Source organism: Mesorhizobium sp. BR115XR7A (assembly GCF_020165315.1).
Lineage (GTDB): Bacteria > Pseudomonadota > Alphaproteobacteria > Rhizobiales > Rhizobiaceae > Mesorhizobium > Mesorhizobium australicum.
On the sequence record NZ_JAIUHW010000003.1, the window covers coordinates 185,032 to 200,284 of the forward strand.

General features: G+C 64.9%; 18 protein-coding genes. 6 read left to right on the forward strand and 12 right to left on the reverse strand.

What is annotated here, in order from left to right; all coding sequences use genetic code 11:
- Positions 1-39: 39 nt before the first annotated feature.
- The 4 genes from LB557_RS07815 (at position 40) to LB557_RS07830 (ending at position 4,681) form a co-directional block, all read left to right on the forward strand.
- The gene (locus tag LB557_RS07815) at positions 40-1,587 is read left to right on the forward strand and encodes a sugar ABC transporter ATP-binding protein (RefSeq protein WP_140725295.1); all 1,548 of its coding nucleotides are present in this window, start codon (positions 40-42) and stop codon (positions 1,585-1,587) included.
- The gene (locus LB557_RS07820) at positions 1,584-2,558 is read left to right on the forward strand and encodes an ABC transporter permease (RefSeq protein WP_015316970.1); all 975 of its coding nucleotides are present in this window, start codon (positions 1,584-1,586) and stop codon (positions 2,556-2,558) included. The genes LB557_RS07815 and LB557_RS07820 overlap by 4 nt, the downstream gene beginning before the upstream one ends.
- 91 nt (positions 2,559-2,649) lie before the next feature.
- Positions 2,650-3,648: an ABC transporter permease gene (locus LB557_RS07825; RefSeq protein WP_224642224.1), complete on the forward strand. Its 999-nt coding sequence runs from the start codon at positions 2,650-2,652 to the stop codon at positions 3,646-3,648.
- 58 nt (positions 3,649-3,706) lie between these two features.
- Complete coding sequence (locus tag LB557_RS07830) at positions 3,707-4,681, forward strand: nucleoside hydrolase (RefSeq protein WP_224642226.1); 975 nt, start codon at positions 3,707-3,709, stop codon at positions 4,679-4,681.
- 113 nt (positions 4,682-4,794) lie between these two features.
- Here the strand turns inward: LB557_RS07830 and LB557_RS07835 are convergent, their stop codons facing one another.
- From LB557_RS07835 to LB557_RS07865, 7 genes are all read right to left on the reverse strand, one after another.
- Positions 4,795-5,103 carry a DUF1236 domain-containing protein gene (locus tag LB557_RS07835; protein ID WP_015316968.1) on the reverse strand — a complete coding sequence of 103 codons (309 nt, stop codon included), beginning with the start codon at positions 5,101-5,103 and terminating at the stop codon, positions 4,795-4,797.
- A 69-nt stretch (positions 5,104-5,172) separates the two neighbouring features.
- Positions 5,173-5,397 (reverse strand): hypothetical protein, encoded by a 225-nt coding sequence (locus tag LB557_RS07840; RefSeq protein WP_023782864.1) that lies wholly within the window; start codon positions 5,395-5,397, stop codon positions 5,173-5,175.
- A gap of 790 nt (positions 5,398-6,187) precedes the next feature.
- Positions 6,188-6,790 carry a cupin domain-containing protein gene (locus LB557_RS07845; protein WP_140824081.1) on the reverse strand — a complete coding sequence of 201 codons (603 nt, stop codon included), beginning with the start codon at positions 6,788-6,790 and terminating at the stop codon, positions 6,188-6,190.
- A gap of 105 nt (positions 6,791-6,895) precedes the next feature.
- The gene (locus tag LB557_RS07850) at positions 6,896-7,204 is read right to left on the reverse strand and encodes a DUF982 domain-containing protein (protein ID WP_140663343.1); all 309 of its coding nucleotides are present in this window, start codon (positions 7,202-7,204) and stop codon (positions 6,896-6,898) included.
- A gap of 137 nt (positions 7,205-7,341) precedes the next feature.
- Entirely contained in the window at positions 7,342-7,566 is a 225-nt protein-coding gene (locus LB557_RS07855; RefSeq protein ID WP_015316964.1) for a hypothetical protein, read from the reverse strand.
- A gap of 61 nt (positions 7,567-7,627) precedes the next feature.
- On the reverse strand, positions 7,628-9,259 hold the full coding sequence (groL, locus tag LB557_RS07860) for a chaperonin GroEL (protein ID WP_224642228.1): 1,632 nt from the start codon (positions 9,257-9,259) through the stop codon (positions 7,628-7,630).
- Between the two features lie 59 nt (positions 9,260-9,318).
- Entirely contained in the window at positions 9,319-9,633 is a 315-nt protein-coding gene (locus tag LB557_RS07865) for a co-chaperone GroES (protein WP_015316962.1), read from the reverse strand.
- Positions 9,634-10,023: 390 nt separating this feature from the next.
- Here LB557_RS07865 and LB557_RS07870 point away from each other — a divergent pair, with 390 nt between their 5' ends.
- Entirely contained in the window at positions 10,024-10,302 is a 279-nt protein-coding gene (locus LB557_RS07870; protein WP_015316961.1) for an usg protein, read from the forward strand.
- 88 nt (positions 10,303-10,390) lie between these two features.
- Here the strand turns inward: LB557_RS07870 and LB557_RS07875 are convergent, their stop codons facing one another.
- The 3 genes from LB557_RS07875 to LB557_RS07885 form a co-directional block, all read right to left on the reverse strand.
- A complete protein-coding gene (locus LB557_RS07875; protein WP_224596753.1) occupies positions 10,391-10,531 on the reverse strand; it encodes a hypothetical protein in 141 nt (46 codons plus the stop codon).
- A gap of 64 nt (positions 10,532-10,595) precedes the next feature.
- Complete coding sequence (locus tag LB557_RS07880; protein WP_224642230.1) at positions 10,596-12,098, reverse strand: ATP-binding protein; 1,503 nt, start codon at positions 12,096-12,098, stop codon at positions 10,596-10,598.
- 339 nt (positions 12,099-12,437) lie between these two features.
- Positions 12,438-13,145: a glutathione S-transferase family protein gene (locus LB557_RS07885; RefSeq protein WP_224642232.1), complete on the reverse strand. Its 708-nt coding sequence runs from the start codon at positions 13,143-13,145 to the stop codon at positions 12,438-12,440.
- Between the two features lie 198 nt (positions 13,146-13,343).
- Between LB557_RS07885 and LB557_RS07890 the strand changes: the two genes are divergently transcribed.
- Positions 13,344-13,652, forward strand: a complete 309-nt coding sequence (locus tag LB557_RS07890; RefSeq protein ID WP_224642234.1) for a hypothetical protein — start codon at positions 13,344-13,346, stop codon at positions 13,650-13,652.
- Positions 13,653-13,673: 21 nt separating this feature from the next.
- On the opposite strand, the gene LB557_RS07895 is transcribed toward LB557_RS07890, so the two are convergent.
- On the reverse strand, positions 13,674-14,504 hold the full coding sequence (locus tag LB557_RS07895; RefSeq protein WP_224642236.1) for an aldo/keto reductase: 831 nt from the start codon (positions 14,502-14,504) through the stop codon (positions 13,674-13,676).
- Between the two features lie 86 nt (positions 14,505-14,590).
- Positions 14,591-15,223: a PQQ-binding-like beta-propeller repeat protein gene (locus LB557_RS07900; RefSeq protein ID WP_140663347.1), complete on the reverse strand. Its 633-nt coding sequence runs from the start codon at positions 15,221-15,223 to the stop codon at positions 14,591-14,593.
- Positions 15,224-15,253 lie beyond the last annotated feature (30 nt).

Sequence of the window (15,253 nt, forward strand, 5' to 3'; positions counted from 1 at the left end):
TTCGCGGTTATTAGGCACATAAATCGAGACCCAAATCATTTGACCACCAGTCCCCTCCTCGACGCGTCAGGCGTCGCCAAGAACTACGGCGCGGTCGCGGCTCTCCGCGATGCGTCGCTCTCCGTGCTGCCGGGCGAGGTGCATGCGCTGATGGGTGCCAATGGCGCCGGCAAGTCGACGCTGGTGAAGATCCTGACCGGCGCGATATCAGCCAATGCCGGACGCATCCTGATCCGTGGCGAGGCGCGCGACATACGCTCGCCGGCCGCCGCGCGCCGGGCCGGGCTGCTGCCTGTCTACCAGGAGCCGTCGCTGATCCCCGATCTCGATGTGCTGTCCAATCTGCGGCTGACCGGCACGCCGGTCGAGCCGTTCCGCGCCTGGGTACGCGAACTCGGCATACCTGACCTCGACCTGCGCGACACCGCGCGCGACATCCCGCTCGCCATCCTGCGCGTGCTCGACCTGGCCCGCGCGCTGGCCGTCGAGCCCGACGTGCTGCTGCTCGACGAGATGACGGCCGCACTCCCCGCCAACCTTGCCGAAAAGGTGCTGGAAGTGGTGCGCCGGCAGGGCGACGCCGGCCGCGCAGTGATCTTCATCTCCCACCGCTTCGTCGAAATCTCGGCCCTTTGCGACCGCGCTACGGTGCTGCGCGACGGGGCGACCGTCGGCGTCGTCGACATCGTGCCGGGCGTCGAGGAAAAGATCGTCGAGCTGATGCTCGGCACTCGCATCGTCAAGACCCATGTCGCCGCCCGCGGCGCCAGCGAAGAGGCCCGCCCCCCTGCCCGCCCGCGCATCGCCGTGCGAAACCTGCGCGTCGGGACCAAGCTCAGCGACGTCTCCTTCGATCTCCGCGATGGCGAGGTGGCCGGCGTCGTGGCGCTGGAAGGCCAGGGCCAGGACGAACTGTTCGCCGCCCTTGCCGGCTCGATCAAACCATCGGGCGGCACGATCGAAGTCGACGGCAGCCCGGTGAAATTCGCCCACCCGATCGACGCCATCCGATCGGGGGTCGCCTATGTGCCGGGCGACCGTTCCGAGGCGCTCGCCATGCAGCGCTCGGTGCGGGAGAACATTGCGCTCCCCTTCAGTGCCGCCCTGCGCAACTGGGGGCCTATTCGTATGCGCAAGGAGCGCGCCACCGTGGCGAGCGCCATCCAGCGCCTGCAGATCGACACCCGCGCTCAAGGCGAGGTGCAGCGCCTGTCCGGCGGCAACCAGCAAAAGGTCACCATCGCTCGCTGGATCGCGGCCGACGCGCGCACCATCCTGTGTTTCGACCCGACGCGCGGCATCGATGTCGGCACCAAGCAGGAGATCTATCGTCTGCTGCGCGAGCTCGCCGGCAACGGCAAGTCGGTTCTTTTCTACACCTCCGAACTGGAAGAAGTGCAGCGCGTCTGCGACCGCGTCATCGTCATCTTCGGCGGCCGCCTGGTCGATATTTTCCCTGTCGAGGAGGCCGACGAGCCGACGCTGATGCGCGCCGCCTACGGCCTGCCGCGCGGCGTCAAGGCGGATATCGGTATTTTGGCCGCACCCACGGCGAATGCTTCCGATGCGCCGGAGGCAACGCCATGAGCCATTTCCTGCGCCGGCAAGGCTGGGTAACAGGCCTGTTCGCCCTCCTCGTCATCCTGTTCATCGCCACCAAGATCATCCAGCCCGGCTATGGCAGCGGCGATTTCGGCTCGCTGGCGCGGGCCGTGCTGCCCTACGCCTTTGCCGTCGCCGCGCAGACGGTCGTCGTCATCGCCGGCGGCATCGATCTCTCGGTCGCCGCCATGATGGCGTTGACCAGCGTCACCGCCGCCTCGATGATGGCGGGCGCGAGCGAGGAATACGCGCTGTTCGTGGTGCCTTTCGTGCTCGCCATGGGGTTCGTGCTGGGCGCCGTCAACGGGATGCTGATCGTCGTCACCCGCGTGCCGGACATCGTCGTCACGCTGGCCATGCTGTTCGTGCTGCAAGGCGCGGCCCTTCTGGTGCTCGGCGCCCCGGGCGGCGCGGCGGCCGAATGGCTGAAGGCGCTGATCTCGGGCACCGTGCCGATCCCGGGCCTGCCCGACGCCGTCGACGCGTGGCTGCCCAAGGCGCTGCTGGTGCTGATTGTCTGCCTCTGCATCGTCTGGATACCGCTTCGGCGGTCGCGCCTCGGCCTTTCCATCTACGCCATCGGCTCCAGCGAACTGGCGGCGTTCCGCAGCGGCGTGCCTGTCGCCCGCACCAGGGTCATCGCCTACGCGCTCTCGGGCCTGTTCGCGGCCATGGGCGGGTTGGCGCTGACCATGAGCACAGGCATCGGCGCGCCGATCCCCGGCCCCTATCTCCTGGCCAGCGTCGCCGCGGTCGTGTTGGGCGGCGTGGCGCTCGGCGGCGGCAAGGGCGGCCTGCTCGGCCCCATCGTCGCCGTCTTCGTGCTGCGGCTGGTGCGCACGGATCTCACCTTGCTCGCCATCGACCCCAACGTCACCGCCATCATCGAAGGCCTGATCATGGTCGCCGTGGTGATGTTCGGCGCCTTCATCACGATGCGAGGGCGGCAATCATGAAATTCACCCGCAGCGCTGTACGGCGCCGTAGAGCACCATCCTTCCAGAACGCCACCACCAAGCCCACCTCCTCGCGAGCAGGAGCCACCCCATGAGCACCACCGCGATCACGCCCGCGCCGGTCCCCTTCGGCCGCCGCATAAAACGCTTCATGGCCGACCGGCCTCTCATCCCGCTGATCATCCTGCTGGTCATCCTGGTGGTGATCCTGCAGATCCTGCGCCCCGGCATCGTCAACGAGCGCTGGATCGCCAACACCATCAAATTCGCCATTCCGCTGGCGATCCTCGCCGGCTGCCAGACCATGACCATGCTGACCGGCGGCATCGACCTTTCGGTCGGCACGGTGGCGACGATGAGCGCCTTCATCATGGCAACGCAGATCGTCAGCCAGGACCCGGCTGTGGCCTTCCTCCTGGCGATGATGCCGGCGGTGCTGATCGGCCTCGTCAATGGCATCGGCGTCGGTGTCTTCCGCGTCCACCCGCTGATCATGACGCTGGGCACCAGCCTGATCGGCACCGGCTGCCTGCAGGTCTACCAGCGCACGGTGATCGCGTCCGGCGCCAAGATCCCCGACTTTCTCGCCTGGCTGGGTACCGGTGTCACCCCCGTACTCGGCTTTGCCTTCCCCAACGCCCTGCTGCTGTTCGTTCCGCTGGCGGCCCTCATCGTCTTCACGCTTGCCCGCACCGGCTTCGGCCGCCTGCTCTACGCCGTCGGGGACAATGAGCGCGCGACGCGCCTGTCGGGCGTGCAATACTGGCAGGTGATCACGGCGCTCTACGTCACCTCCAGCGTGCTCGCCGGCGTCACCGGCCTGCTCTATATCGGTCTGATCAAGGCGCCGTCGCTGTCGCTCGCCGAACCGCTGGTGCTGCCCTCGGTCGCCGCCGCCGTCATCGGCGGCACCTCCATCTTCGGCGGCCGCGGCGGCTACACCGGCACCATCATCGGCGCTCTGATACTGACGGTGCTGACGACGCTGCTGACTATTTTGCAGATGCCGGAGGGTGCGAGGCGGATACTGTTCGGGTTGATCGTCCTGTTCGTGACGGCGGCATATCTACGCATTGTCGAGGACAAGTAGGCGCGGGCCAGGACTATTGGCACGGGGCAGCCGCCCCGCCGACAAGGGAGACGAAGTCATGGAAAAGATCATCCTGGACTGCGATCCGGGGCACGACGACGCCATCGCCATCCTGCTTGCGGCGGGAAACCCGAATATCGACCTTCTCGGCATCACGACGGTTTCGGGAAACCACAATGTCGAGAACACCACGCGCAATGCTCTGGCCGTATGCACCGCCTACGGCATCAAGGTGCCGGTGGCGAAGGGCTCACCCGGCCCGCTCATCGGCGAGCAGGTGCTGGCCGTCGAAATCCATGGCGATACCGGGCTCGACGGCCCCGTCCTGCCGCCCGCCTCGTTCGAACTCGACAAGCGGCATGCCGTCGAGTTCATCATCGACACGGTCATGGCACACGAGCCGAAAACCATCACGCTGGTGCCGGTCGGTCCCTACACCAACATCGCGCTCGCCATTCGCAAGGAACCGCGCATCATCGGGCGGGTGAAGGGCGTCGTCGCGATGGGCGGAGCCTACACGCGCGGCAACATTACGCCAGCGGCGGAGTTCAATGTCTATGGCGACCCCGAGGCCGCCGACGTCGTGTTCCGCGCCGATTGGGATGTCACCATGGTCGGCCTCGACCTCACGCACCAGGCGCTGGCCACTCCGGACCTGCAAAACAGGGTGCGCGCCGTCGGCGGCCCGATCGCCAAGTTCATCCTCGATATCTGGGAGTTCATAGCGACCACGCATGGCGGCCTCCTGCAGATCGAGTATCCAGCCGTCCACGACGCGTGCTGCGTCGCGGCCATGATCGACCCGACCGTCTTCACCACCGAGAAGGCCGATATCCGCGTCGAAATCGCCGGGCGGTGGACCAAGGGCATGACGGTGTGCAATTTCGAGAAGATGGGCGGGATGCACCATTTTGGCGGCACGGCGAGCGAGCAGGTCGACTTCCGCCATACCGTGGCGATGAAACTTGACCATCCGAAATTCTGCGGCCTGATCGTCGATGCGCTGGAGCGGTTAACCCACGCCAAGGCCTGACGGGTGAAGGTTTCGGCGGCGCTCACAGGGATTAAGTGGCTTCGTTTAGAAAGCCCGCCGCGCCATTTGCGCACGGCGGGCCGCCCCCGTTGGCCAGGGACGAACTACCGGCATCACTCGATGATCTGCACGACCCTGCGTGTATCGGGATCAACCAGAACCGCATGATCGCCGACAACAGTGTATTTGTATCTGACGTCGGGGACGTCGATTGTATGAAGCTCGACGGTGTCAGGGAGAGCGGAGCCGACGTTGAGTTCGACGCCGAGCAGGCTGACTGATGCGAGTTTTTGCTTATGGATGTATTCGCGGACGACCGTCTGCTGCTCAGGCTTGAGAATTACGACGTCTCCCGCGAAGGAAGCACCAATTCCAGCCATAAGCGCGAGGGCCGCGACAGCGCCGACAAGATATCTTTTCATGACAAGTCCTTTTGTGAACTAAGAAACATTTTCAGAGGCCAGAATTATTCTGGCCTCTGCCGCAGCCAATCAGCCGCCATTGGCAGGTGCCGCGGGCTTCGCGGGCGCTGAAGTGGCCGGAGCTTCCACCTTTGGCGCCTCAACCTTCACGTTGATGTCCTTCCCGCCGCCGCCACCAATGTTGATGACACCGGTAAATATCAGCAGGACAACGATGGCGATTATCGCAAGAACAATAGCGACCGCAGTGCCGCCACCACCTCCAGAATTAACAACAGTTGGACCGTCAGCCATGACTTTCTCCTCTCCTATTCTTTGAGTTGTCACCGGTCACCAACGGCTCCCGCTGCATTGCGTTCCCGGGCAAGGCTTAGGTCTAAGAATTGGCAAGACTGAAGTCGTATGCGGCAACCCATTTCTTGCCGATACGTTGGGTTTCGCGCCGGAGCAACGCAGCCAATCATCCATCATCGCGGAATCCAGCTCGACCGCCGGATATTCTGAGAGCGAGGCAAGCAGTGACATCAGCCCAGAGACCGAGCATCCACGACGACAATCGCCCCGCAAATGACAATGATGTTCAGGCCCCGGAAATCCCGTCGGGCCCGCCCGTCTGTCTGAGTGAGGACGCCAACATGGTCGATCTTGTCAGGCGAACCGAGCGCTTGGCCATCGCCGTTGTCGTGGGAATGGCGATCTGCCTGACGCTTATCCCGGCGATCTATGTTGCCCTCACCTACGGAATGTAGACGGTATCAGCCGTCTGTCCGCTCCGAGGCAGGCGCAATCTCTTCACCACCTGCTCTCCCCAGGCTTTGCTCCCAACATTGCGCCTGGCATGCCGGACATGTTCCCGCGCGCCATCAATCCCGAGAATCTCAGACAAAAAAGAACCCGCCCCGGCGTCAACCGAAGGCGGGCTCTCTCCGTTTTCCAGTCCGTTGATAAAGCATTCGACGGCTATCAACCTCCAATGCCCGAGAGCGTTCCACCGGAGTGATGAACTATGCTTCGATCTGTCCGTCGATCGTTCCGAGGCAGGGCTTGCGCCGGCAAGCTTTGCTCTCTTTCGCCTTCGGCGAACTCAATCTTTCTTCCACGCCGCCAGCAGCGGGCCCTTGCTTCCATAGACGGGGTCCTTGCGCGGACGGCCGACCTTGGGGATCGTCACCACCGCCTTGGCGTGATCGGCGGTGGTCGTGCATTCGTCATAGGTGCCGGACGGCGGATAGGCGCCAACGACGAGAAAGTCGTCCGAAGCGGAGATGCGCTGGTGCCCCGTGCCGGCCGGAAGAACCGCGACATCGCCGGCCTTCAGCGCCAGCGTTCGGCCCTTCTTGCCGCCAAACCGGACCTTCGCCGTGCCACGCGCCACGCCGAGCACTTCGTGGATGCGCGAATGGTAGTGAACATAATCGTAGATGCCGTTGCGCCAGCTGTCTCCCCAGCCATTGGCCGAGAAAAGCGCCTCTAACACGGCCGCGGGATCGAAGTCTTCCGGCAATCTCACTGCGCCGTGATAGACGACCAGCGGCCAGGACGGATGATTGGGCACCAGGCCATCATCGCCAAACCTGAACTCGTTCGCTTTGCGCGGCCTGACAAGGTCGGCCGCCTGACGGCTGTCCGGTCTTGCGGCACCGGTCACCTGTTCGGCCACTTTCTTGATGCTTTGCAGGATGCTCATGACGTCGCCTCGCCTCGGGGAACCAACACTGATTCAACCCGATGGCCATCGCTTGGTTCCCCGCGGGCTCGCGCCCGCCACCGCCGCGAGGCGGACCGCTGAAGATCAGACGGACCTGCCGCCTCGCCCCGCCTGCAGCGCATTGTCCATCGCAGCGGCCGGCGAAACCATATCCGGCAGCAATATGTCGTTGCGACGTGCGAAGGTGACCAGCGTCGCGCGCACCGTCTCCGGGTCGATCTCACCGGCGATGCCCGCCTTGCAGGCATTGAGGGCGACGGCATGAGCGCCGTTGCGGCTGGCGGCCGGCCAGTCCTGCAACAGCGCGTAGGCTTCCATCACGCTTTCGATCTTCCTCGGAAAGCCCATTCCGACCAGAATGGTCACCGGTTCTTCAAACTGCCAGCGATTCATGGCTTGTGCCTCCTCTCGATTGTGCGGACCCGCGGCGGGCCGAACACCGGAAGGCGCGGCCCGCCGCGTAAGGTTCATGGGACTGCCCGTAAGGTTCATGGGACTGCCCGTAAGTTTATGGGACTGAATGTCAGCGCTCAGCCGCCGGCCGAGGCCTCGGACGCCTCCGACACCTGTTGCGCGGCCAGGAACATCAGCGTCGCGGCAACGGTCCGCCGCTTCCAGCCGGCGGCTTCGGCCCTGTCGAGCAGTTCCGCCAGCAGCGGCTTCAACGCACCGCGGCATTCGCTTTCATAGGCCAGGAACTCCTTTGCCTGATGTGTCGGCGCGGGCACGGGCCCAAGGTCAGCAAGCGCATCCATATCTCTCTCCCTTCAACCGATGCCCGCTCCCGATCGAGGGAGCGGGCGGACTGGTCGGACCTCAGAAGTCCATGCCGGCGCCGGCCGGCATTGCCGGGCTGGCGGCTTCCTTCTTCGGCTTCTCGGCCACCATTGCCTCGGTGGTCACCAGCAGGCCGGCGACCGACGCCGCATCCTGCAGCGCGGTGCGCACCACCTTGGCCGGGTCGATCACGCCTTGGCCATAGAGATCGCCGAACTCGTTGGTCTGAGCGTTCCAGCCCCAGCCGAATTCGCTCTTCTCGCGCAGCTTGCCGACGATGATCGAGCCTTCAGCACCGGCATTTTCCGCGATCTGGCGGACCGGCGTCTCGATGGCGCGGCGCACGATCTCTACACCGGTCTTCTGGTCGGCATTGTCCGTCTGGACAGCATCGAGCGCCTTGGCGGCCCGAAGCAACGCGACGCCGCCGCCGGGCAGCACGCCTTCCTCGACAGCCGCGCGGGTCGCGTGCAAGGCATCGTCGACGCGGTCCTTGCGCTCCTTGACCTCAACCTCGGTCGAGCCGCCGACGCGGATCACCGCGACACCACCGGCAAGCTTGGCCAGCCGCTCCTGCAGCTTCTCGCGGTCATAGTCGGAGCTGGTCTCCTCGATCTGGGCCTTGATCTGCGCGACGCGGCCCTGGATTTCTTCCTTGCGCCCGACGCCGTCGACGATGGTGGTGTTTTCCTTTTCGATCACCACCTTCTTGGCGCGGCCCAGCATCTCCAGCGTCACATTCTCGAGCTTGATGCCGAGATCCTCGGAGATCGCGGTGCCGCCGGTGAGGATCGCGATGTCTTCCAGCATGGCCTTGCGGCGGTCGCCGAAGCCCGGCGCCTTGACGGCCGCGACCTTGAGGCCGCCGCGCAGCTTGTTGACGACCAGCGTCGCCAGCGCCTCGCCCTCGACATCCTCGGCGATGATCAGCAGCGGCTTGCCCGACTGGACCACCGCTTCCAGCACCGGAAGCAGCGCCTGCAGGTTGGCGAGCTTCTTTTCGTGGATCAGCACGTAGGGCTCGTCAAGTTCGACGCGCATCTTGTCCTGGTTGGTGACGAAATAGGGCGAGAGATAGCCACGGTCGAACTGCATGCCTTCGACGACTTCCAACTCGGTCTCGGCTGTCTTGGCTTCCTCCACCGTAATGACGCCTTCATTGCCGACCTTCTCCATCGCTTCGGCGAGGAAGCGGCCGATCTCGGCGTCGCCATTGGCAGAGATGGTGCCGACCTGCGCGATCTCGTCGTTGCGGGTCACCTTGCGGGCGTTGGCCTTCAGCTCGGCGACGACGGCGTCCACCGCCTTGTCGATGCCGCGCTTCAGGTCCATCGGGTTCATGCCCGAGGCAACGGCCTTGGCGCCCTCCTTGACGATGGCCTGGGCCAGCACGGTCGCGGTGGTGGTGCCGTCGCCGGCAAGGTCATTGGTCTTGGAGGCGACTTCGCGCACCATCTGCGCGCCCATGTTCTCGAACTTGTCCTCAAGCTCGATTTCCTTGGCGACGGTGACGCCATCCTTGGTAATGCGCGGCGCACCGAACGACTTTTCAATGACGACATTGCGCCCCTTGGGGCCGAGCGTCACCTTCACCGCATTGGCCAGGATATCGACGCCGCGCAGCATCTTCTCGCGCGCTTCGGTATGGAATTTTACCTCTTTGGCAGCCATTGGATCACTCCTCTATCTCTAGGCAGCATTCGTTGACTGGTGGATTTTCTAAGAAGCCGTCAGGCGGCCTTCTTCACTTGCGCGGTCTGTTCGATCACGCCCATCACGTCACTTTCCTTCATGATGAGCAGGTCCTCGCCATTGAGCTTGATCTCGGTGCCGGACCATTTGCCGAAAAGGATACGGTCACCCACCCTGACATCCAGCTCGGTCAGTTTGCCGCTGTCGTCGCGCGCGCCGGGACCGACGGCGATGACTTCGCCTTCCTGCGGTTTTTCCTTGGCGGTATCGGGAATGATGATGCCGCCGGAGGTCTTTTCCTCGGCCTCGATGCGGCGGACCAGGATACGGTCATGCAATGGACGGAACGCCATGTCGTTCTCCTCTTGGGACAAACAGGTTTTCAGCTTCCTCCACACCGGACCGGCAATTCGGGCCGATGCGGAATGCGGCGACCCTTTGTCAGGCATCGCGCGCGCATATCGAGCTAGTTTTCCCTTTTTTCGGTTTCAAGAGGCCGCCAGAAAATTTTAGCACTCACGCCGGCGGAGTGCCAACTCCCTGTTATGGCGGTCTTATTCGCTCTGCGTCGGGAGCCGCCGCTTGAATTTACGCCTAGATCCGGCAAAATTATCCGAGCCGGTACCATCGCCGGCGCCGGAACCGCTCACCCTCTGAAGGAGTTGTTTGCTGACGGCGCACATCGATGGGCCGAGAGACTTTTTCGCCGTTGCGGCCACCGCTGCCGCCGAAAGGAGACACGAATGATCGCAAGCGTCAGCAAGGAGTTCCGCCTCCAGATGGAAGGCTATGGCCTGACCACCGCACAAATCCATTACCGTCTGCCTGACCATCGGAGCCTGCTGCAGCTTTATGTCTGGCAGGACTACGACCTGGCGCCGGAGTTCCCCGAACTCAAGGGCTTTCTCTCCTATTGGGAGCGCGAATTGGACGGGCCGCTTCACTCCGTCCACATCGCCCACCACCGGCTCATCACCCCATCGGAATGGCGGGCGGTCGACGGTGTCATCACGGTCCAGTAAGGGCGGCGTCGTCGCGCGGTGCTGACCTCACCAGAAGCCGGCCAGCGAGCTCAGCATCGCCTTCGCACCCGCCGCCTGCGAGCAAGCTTCAGATACGATGATTGACCAGCGCGACGCCGAGCCCGACAAGGATCGAGCCGCGGGTTCCCGGCACCAGCCACCCGGCGCCGCTTGCCGGGGACCGCGCAAGCGGCGCCGAGGCGATGCCGGCCGCCGCCAAGTCCGTCATCGAGAACCAGCGGATCAGCGTTTGTCGATGAGATCGCGATGCGCCACGGCCGCCATGGCCGCCCTCACAGCGCCAAACTCCCCTGCTCCGCCCCCTCGGCATTGGGATCGCCGGGCGCCGTTGCCCAGGCGAGTTCGACCAGCGTTACGGTGCGCTTCCCCGTGCCGTCGACCTGGCAGACGATGAGGCCCTGCTCCTCGATATAGGTGAGCAGCCGCCGGGCGCGGCGCATGGAATGCGAGCCGTAGGCGCGGGCGATCGCGCCATCGCTCGGGCACGGCCAGCCCTCCTTCGCCGCGCGCGCGATCATCATGAACACGCCTTGCATGTCCTCCGGCAGCAACGAAGCGCGCACCGAGACGTCGCGCCACACATCGTCCTCGCTGGCTTCGGCCCCCAGCCCGGCACGGGCGCGCGTCAACATGCGGCGGAAGGCGGGCAGGTCCGGCACGACCGAGGCGAGCCCCTCGATGCGGCAGCGCACGACAAACTCCTGGTAGAGCACCCCGATCACGCGGAAGCCCGCGTCAGGTTGTGCAAGAATGGCGCGCAGCACGCGGTCCACCCGCTCGCGCCGCTCCGCCAGATCCTCGGCGCTGACTTGCGGCTCCGCCGGTTCGGGGCGGATTTCCAGCGCAGCCGACTTCGCCGCCATCAACTGGTCGAGCAGGTCCGGCGACGCCACCCGGCGCGGCGCGCGCATCGTCTCGGGCGGCGGGGCGGCCAGGATGATGGCGCGGGCATCCTCGAGCGCCGCCTCCGGCAGCGGCATCAGCTTGGGCGTGCCGTTGCGCGGGCTGGTGTCGGTCGGGCCGATGCGCAGGCCGAGCGGCCGGCGCGACAGTGCCGGCCCCAGCGCCATGAACTGGCCGCGCTCCAGATCGCGGAAGGCCTCCGCCTGCCGCCGCTCCATGCCTAGAAGATCGGCCGCGCGCGCCATGTCGATATCGAGGAAGGTGCGGCCCATCAGGAAATTGGAGGCTTCCGCCGCGACGTTCTTGGCGAGCTTGGCCAGCCGCTGCGTGGCGATGATGCCGGCAAGCCCGCGCTTGCGGCCCCGGCACATCAGGTTGGTCATGGCGCCGAGCGAAAGCTTGCGCGCCTCGTCCGACACCTCGCCGGCCACCGCCGGCGCGAAAAGCTGAGCTTCGTCGACCACCACCAGCATCGGGTACCAGTGGTCGCGCGCGACCTCGAATAGCCCGCCGAGAAAAGCGGCGGCGCGCCGCATCTGGTTCTCGGCATCGAGGCCTTCGAGGTTGAGCACGGTCGAGACACGGTGGATGCGCGCCCGCTCGCCGGCCGCCTGCAGGCCGCGCTCGGTATGCTCCTCGGCATCGATCACCAGATGGCCGTAGCGTTCGCCCAGGGATACGAAGTCGCCTTCCGGATCAATGATGGTCTGCTGCACCCAAGGCGCGCTCTGTTCCAAGAGACGCCGCAAGAGGTGCGACTTGCCGGAGCCCGAATTGCCCTGCACCAGAAGGCGGGTCGCCAGCAACTCCTCGAGATCGAGTTTCGCCGAAGCGCCCGCTGTCGTGTGTCCCATCTCGATCGCAACGGTCATGCCAGACTCATCAGCTCCTCGCGGACGGGCTTAGCAATCCGATCGCGGCCCGTCGAGCGTGGCATGACCGGCGATTCGCGTTGCGCACAGCCGAGACAATGACGATCTGGCCGCGATGGACGGCCGCAATCCGGCGGGCCGCCTGGCGTTTACGGCCCTGACCTGTGGATAGTAACCGCCTGTTCACCATGGGCCGGCGTTTCGATTGCGGCGGCCGGCCATCCGCTTAGCCTGGCCTCTGCATCGCCCCCCAAAGCGATGCACCCCAACGCCCCCAAATGGCGGCCGGCGTTTTCAAGTTTCTCTCCAAACGTATACGCCGGTCGCCACCCCTTTCGACTACAGCCTCGGCGCCTCATGCGGCTCGACCTGTCCTGGGACTGGCGGCAATGGCGGCGCGTCCAGACCCTCGAAGGGATCACGCCAGGCGTCGATCGCTTCAAGCCGCCGATGCCAGCGATCGACCAGTCGATAGTCGCCGAGCGGCAGGCCCGCGACATCGTTGAAAGGCAGGAAGGTCGCCATGCGGAAGTCGGCATAAGAAACTTCGTCTCCGACCAGCCATTGCCGGCCCGCAAGCGCGGTCTCCAGGATCGCCGCCGTCGTGTGAAACAGTTTCAGTCCATCCTCGACCAGTTGGTGATCGATCGGCCCGATGTGATAACGCTGCTTGGTGCCGCGCTCGAAATGCACCATGTCGCAGGCCCGCATGAAATTCTCCTTGCCCCAACTCAGCCAGCGGATCATCTCGGGCTCATCGTCGCCGCTGCGCCAGAAATCGGACCCCATGTCGCGCGACAACCGGCAGGCTATGGCGTCGGCCTCCCACAGGCTTCCGCCGGGCCAGACCAGTATGGGCAGGGAAAGGTTGGGATTGAGCGGCCGGAATCGCTCCGCTTGCCCCGGCGCGAACGGCGACGCGAATTCGAAGGTCACCCTCGCCCCGAGATGACGCGCCACCGCGACCCCCAGGCGCGGATTGGGGTTGCGGCTGAAGTACAGTTTTGTTTCCACCCCAGCCGGCATCGGCTCGACTTCGTCACTCATGAATGCCTCTCCTTGTCTCGGCGACCGTCGCCAGATCAAGGACGGATGCGGCTGGTGCAATCCGACAAATCATCCACTCCCCGCGCGCCGGGCGGAACGAGCAGCCTATCGAAACAGGATGGGTTGCGCAAAGTTTGGGTTGACCGTCTCCGACGACGAGGCGACACTTCATCCCACAGCAAGGCAGGAGGAAATACGATGGACGAGCCCGACCGCTGGCGCCACATGTCGAGCGCGCCAAAAGACGGCAGCCGGATCCTCGTGACGGTCCGCCCATCCGAGCAGGGGCTGGCGGAAGTCGACCTCGCCTACTGGTCACGCGCCGATCAGTTCGGTGACGAGGGCTGGCGCGCCTCCGATTCCTCGCCCGGCCGCGTCGTCGAATATGCCGAGCCGGAGCTGAAGTGCTGGATGCCGATGCCCTCGGCCAATCTCAGCCGGGGCGCCTCGATGCCGGCGCCGTGGGAAGGCGACGACGCGCAACAGCTGGACGGCTCGGGGATTTAGCGCGCCGACCGCTTCGTCCTGTCAGAACAGAAACGCCGCCGTCACCGGATTCGGACCGTTACGGCCGTCAGCCGAATCCATGCCGGCGATCGTCTCCAGGTCCTGTGCGTCCAGTTCGAAATCGAAGACATCGAAATTGGCCGCGATGCGGTCCTGGCGCACCGACTTCGGGATGACGATCAGCCCTTGCTGGAGATGCCAGCGGATCATTGTCTGCGCGGTGGACTTGCCGTGTTTGCGGGCAATGCCTGATATGGTCGGGTCGCTCAGCAACCAGCCGCTGCCCAGCGGACTCCAGCTTTCCGTATGGATGTCGTGCCGGGCGTGAAATTCCCTCAGATTGCGCTGCTGGAAGCGCGGGTGGAGCTCGATCTGATTGACGACGGGCGTCACGCCCGTCTCGCCGATGATGCGCTCCAGATGATCCCTGTTGAAATTCGAAACGCCGATCGACTTGATGCGGCCGGCCTGCTGCAGCTCGACGAGCGTCTTCCAGGCCTCGACATATTTGTCCTGGCTGGGCACCGGCCAATGGATCAGGAACAGGTCGAGCTGCTCGACGCCGAGCTTCTTCATCGTGTCGTCGAAGGCCCGCAGCGCCGCATCGCGCTGGTGGGCGCCGTTGCGCAGCTTCGAGGTGATGAACAGCTCTGCCGCCGGCACGCCGGCGGCGCGGATCGCCTCGCCGACCCCTTCCTCGTTCCGGTAGCCCTCGGCGGTGTCGATCAGCCGGTAACCGGCCTGGATCGCCCAGCCCACCACCTGCGCCGTGATGTCGTGATCGACCTGCCAGACGCCAAGGCCAAGCTGGGGAATGGCGGTGCCGTCGTTCAACGTGATCTGTTCGGGCATGGGAGAATCCTTTTGTGGGGATGGTCCAGCCTATCTAGGTTTGGCATCGCACAACGGCCAGTCGATTGGGGAAAATTCGCGGACCCTTATTTCGGCCGGCGCACCGCCCTCACCACGCCGGCGTTTCCGCTGCCGCAGAACAGTCGGTCGGCGCCATCGGATTCCAGCCCCGAGATGCCCATGCCGGCAGGCATGTCGAGCTTCTCCAGAACCTTGCCCGTCCGCGGGTCGACGCGGCGCAGATCGCTTTCGTCGCCCTCCCAGGTGGCGTGCCACAATTCGCCGTCGACCCAGGTCACCCCGGTGACGAACCGGTTGGATTCGATGGTGCGCAGGATCGCGCCGGTCTCGGGGTCGATCTGGTGGATCTTGCGCTCCCGGTGCTGGCCGACCCATAGCGTGCCTTCGGCCCAGGTCAGCCCGGAATCGCCGCCATTGCCGGGGGCTGGAATGGTGGAAAGCACCTCGCCCGTGTCGGGATCGATCTTCTGGATGCGGTCCTTGGCGAGTTGGAAGAAATGCCGGCCGTCATAGGCGGTGCCGGCATGTGCCGCGACATCGATCGAGCGCAAGGCCTGCCCACTCTCCGGATCGAAGGCGTTCAGCCTGTCGCCCGAGGCGAACCAGACATTCTTGCCGTCAAAGCTTACCCCGGCCACCGTATTGGCCCCGGGAAAGGGCCCGTATTCCCTCAAGATTTCGGCTGCCGAATGTTTCATGTCCTTGTCCCTCGATGGTGGTCGTCGTCA

What these genes read in the sequence shown, in the direction of transcription:
- LB557_RS07820 (WP_015316970.1), top strand. Translation starts at nt 1,584, where the DNA reads ATGAGCCATTTCCTGCGCCGGCAAGGCTGGGTAACAGGCCTGTTCGCC.
- LB557_RS07825 (WP_224642224.1), top strand. Translation starts at nt 2,650, where the DNA reads ATGAGCACCACCGCGATCACGCCCGCGCCGGTCCCCTTCGGCCGCCGC.
- LB557_RS07830 (WP_224642226.1), top strand. Translation starts at nt 3,707, where the DNA reads ATGGAAAAGATCATCCTGGACTGCGATCCGGGGCACGACGACGCCATC.
- LB557_RS07835 (WP_015316968.1), bottom strand. Translation starts at nt 5,103, where the DNA reads ATGAAAAGATATCTTGTCGGCGCTGTCGCGGCCCTCGCGCTTATGGCT.
- LB557_RS07840 (WP_023782864.1), bottom strand. Translation starts at nt 5,397, where the DNA reads ATGGCTGACGGTCCAACTGTTGTTAATTCTGGAGGTGGTGGCGGCACT.
- LB557_RS07845 (WP_140824081.1), bottom strand. Translation starts at nt 6,790, where the DNA reads ATGAGCATCCTGCAAAGCATCAAGAAAGTGGCCGAACAGGTGACCGGT.
- LB557_RS07850 (WP_140663343.1), bottom strand. Translation starts at nt 7,204, where the DNA reads ATGAATCGCTGGCAGTTTGAAGAACCGGTGACCATTCTGGTCGGAATG.
- LB557_RS07855 (WP_015316964.1), bottom strand. Translation starts at nt 7,566, where the DNA reads ATGGATGCGCTTGCTGACCTTGGGCCCGTGCCCGCGCCGACACATCAG.
- groL (WP_224642228.1), bottom strand. Translation starts at nt 9,259, where the DNA reads ATGGCTGCCAAAGAGGTAAAATTCCATACCGAAGCGCGCGAGAAGATG.
- LB557_RS07865 (WP_015316962.1), bottom strand. Translation starts at nt 9,633, where the DNA reads ATGGCGTTCCGTCCATTGCATGACCGTATCCTGGTCCGCCGCATCGAG.
- LB557_RS07870 (WP_015316961.1), top strand. Translation starts at nt 10,024, where the DNA reads ATGATCGCAAGCGTCAGCAAGGAGTTCCGCCTCCAGATGGAAGGCTAT.
- LB557_RS07875 (WP_224596753.1), bottom strand. Translation starts at nt 10,531, where the DNA reads ATGACGGACTTGGCGGCGGCCGGCATCGCCTCGGCGCCGCTTGCGCGG.
- LB557_RS07880 (WP_224642230.1), bottom strand. Translation starts at nt 12,098, where the DNA reads ATGACCGTTGCGATCGAGATGGGACACACGACAGCGGGCGCTTCGGCG.
- LB557_RS07885 (WP_224642232.1), bottom strand. Translation starts at nt 13,145, where the DNA reads ATGAGTGACGAAGTCGAGCCGATGCCGGCTGGGGTGGAAACAAAACTG.
- LB557_RS07890 (WP_224642234.1), top strand. Translation starts at nt 13,344, where the DNA reads ATGGACGAGCCCGACCGCTGGCGCCACATGTCGAGCGCGCCAAAAGAC.
- LB557_RS07895 (WP_224642236.1), bottom strand. Translation starts at nt 14,504, where the DNA reads ATGCCCGAACAGATCACGTTGAACGACGGCACCGCCATTCCCCAGCTT.
- LB557_RS07900 (WP_140663347.1), bottom strand. Translation starts at nt 15,223, where the DNA reads ATGAAACATTCGGCAGCCGAAATCTTGAGGGAATACGGGCCCTTTCCC.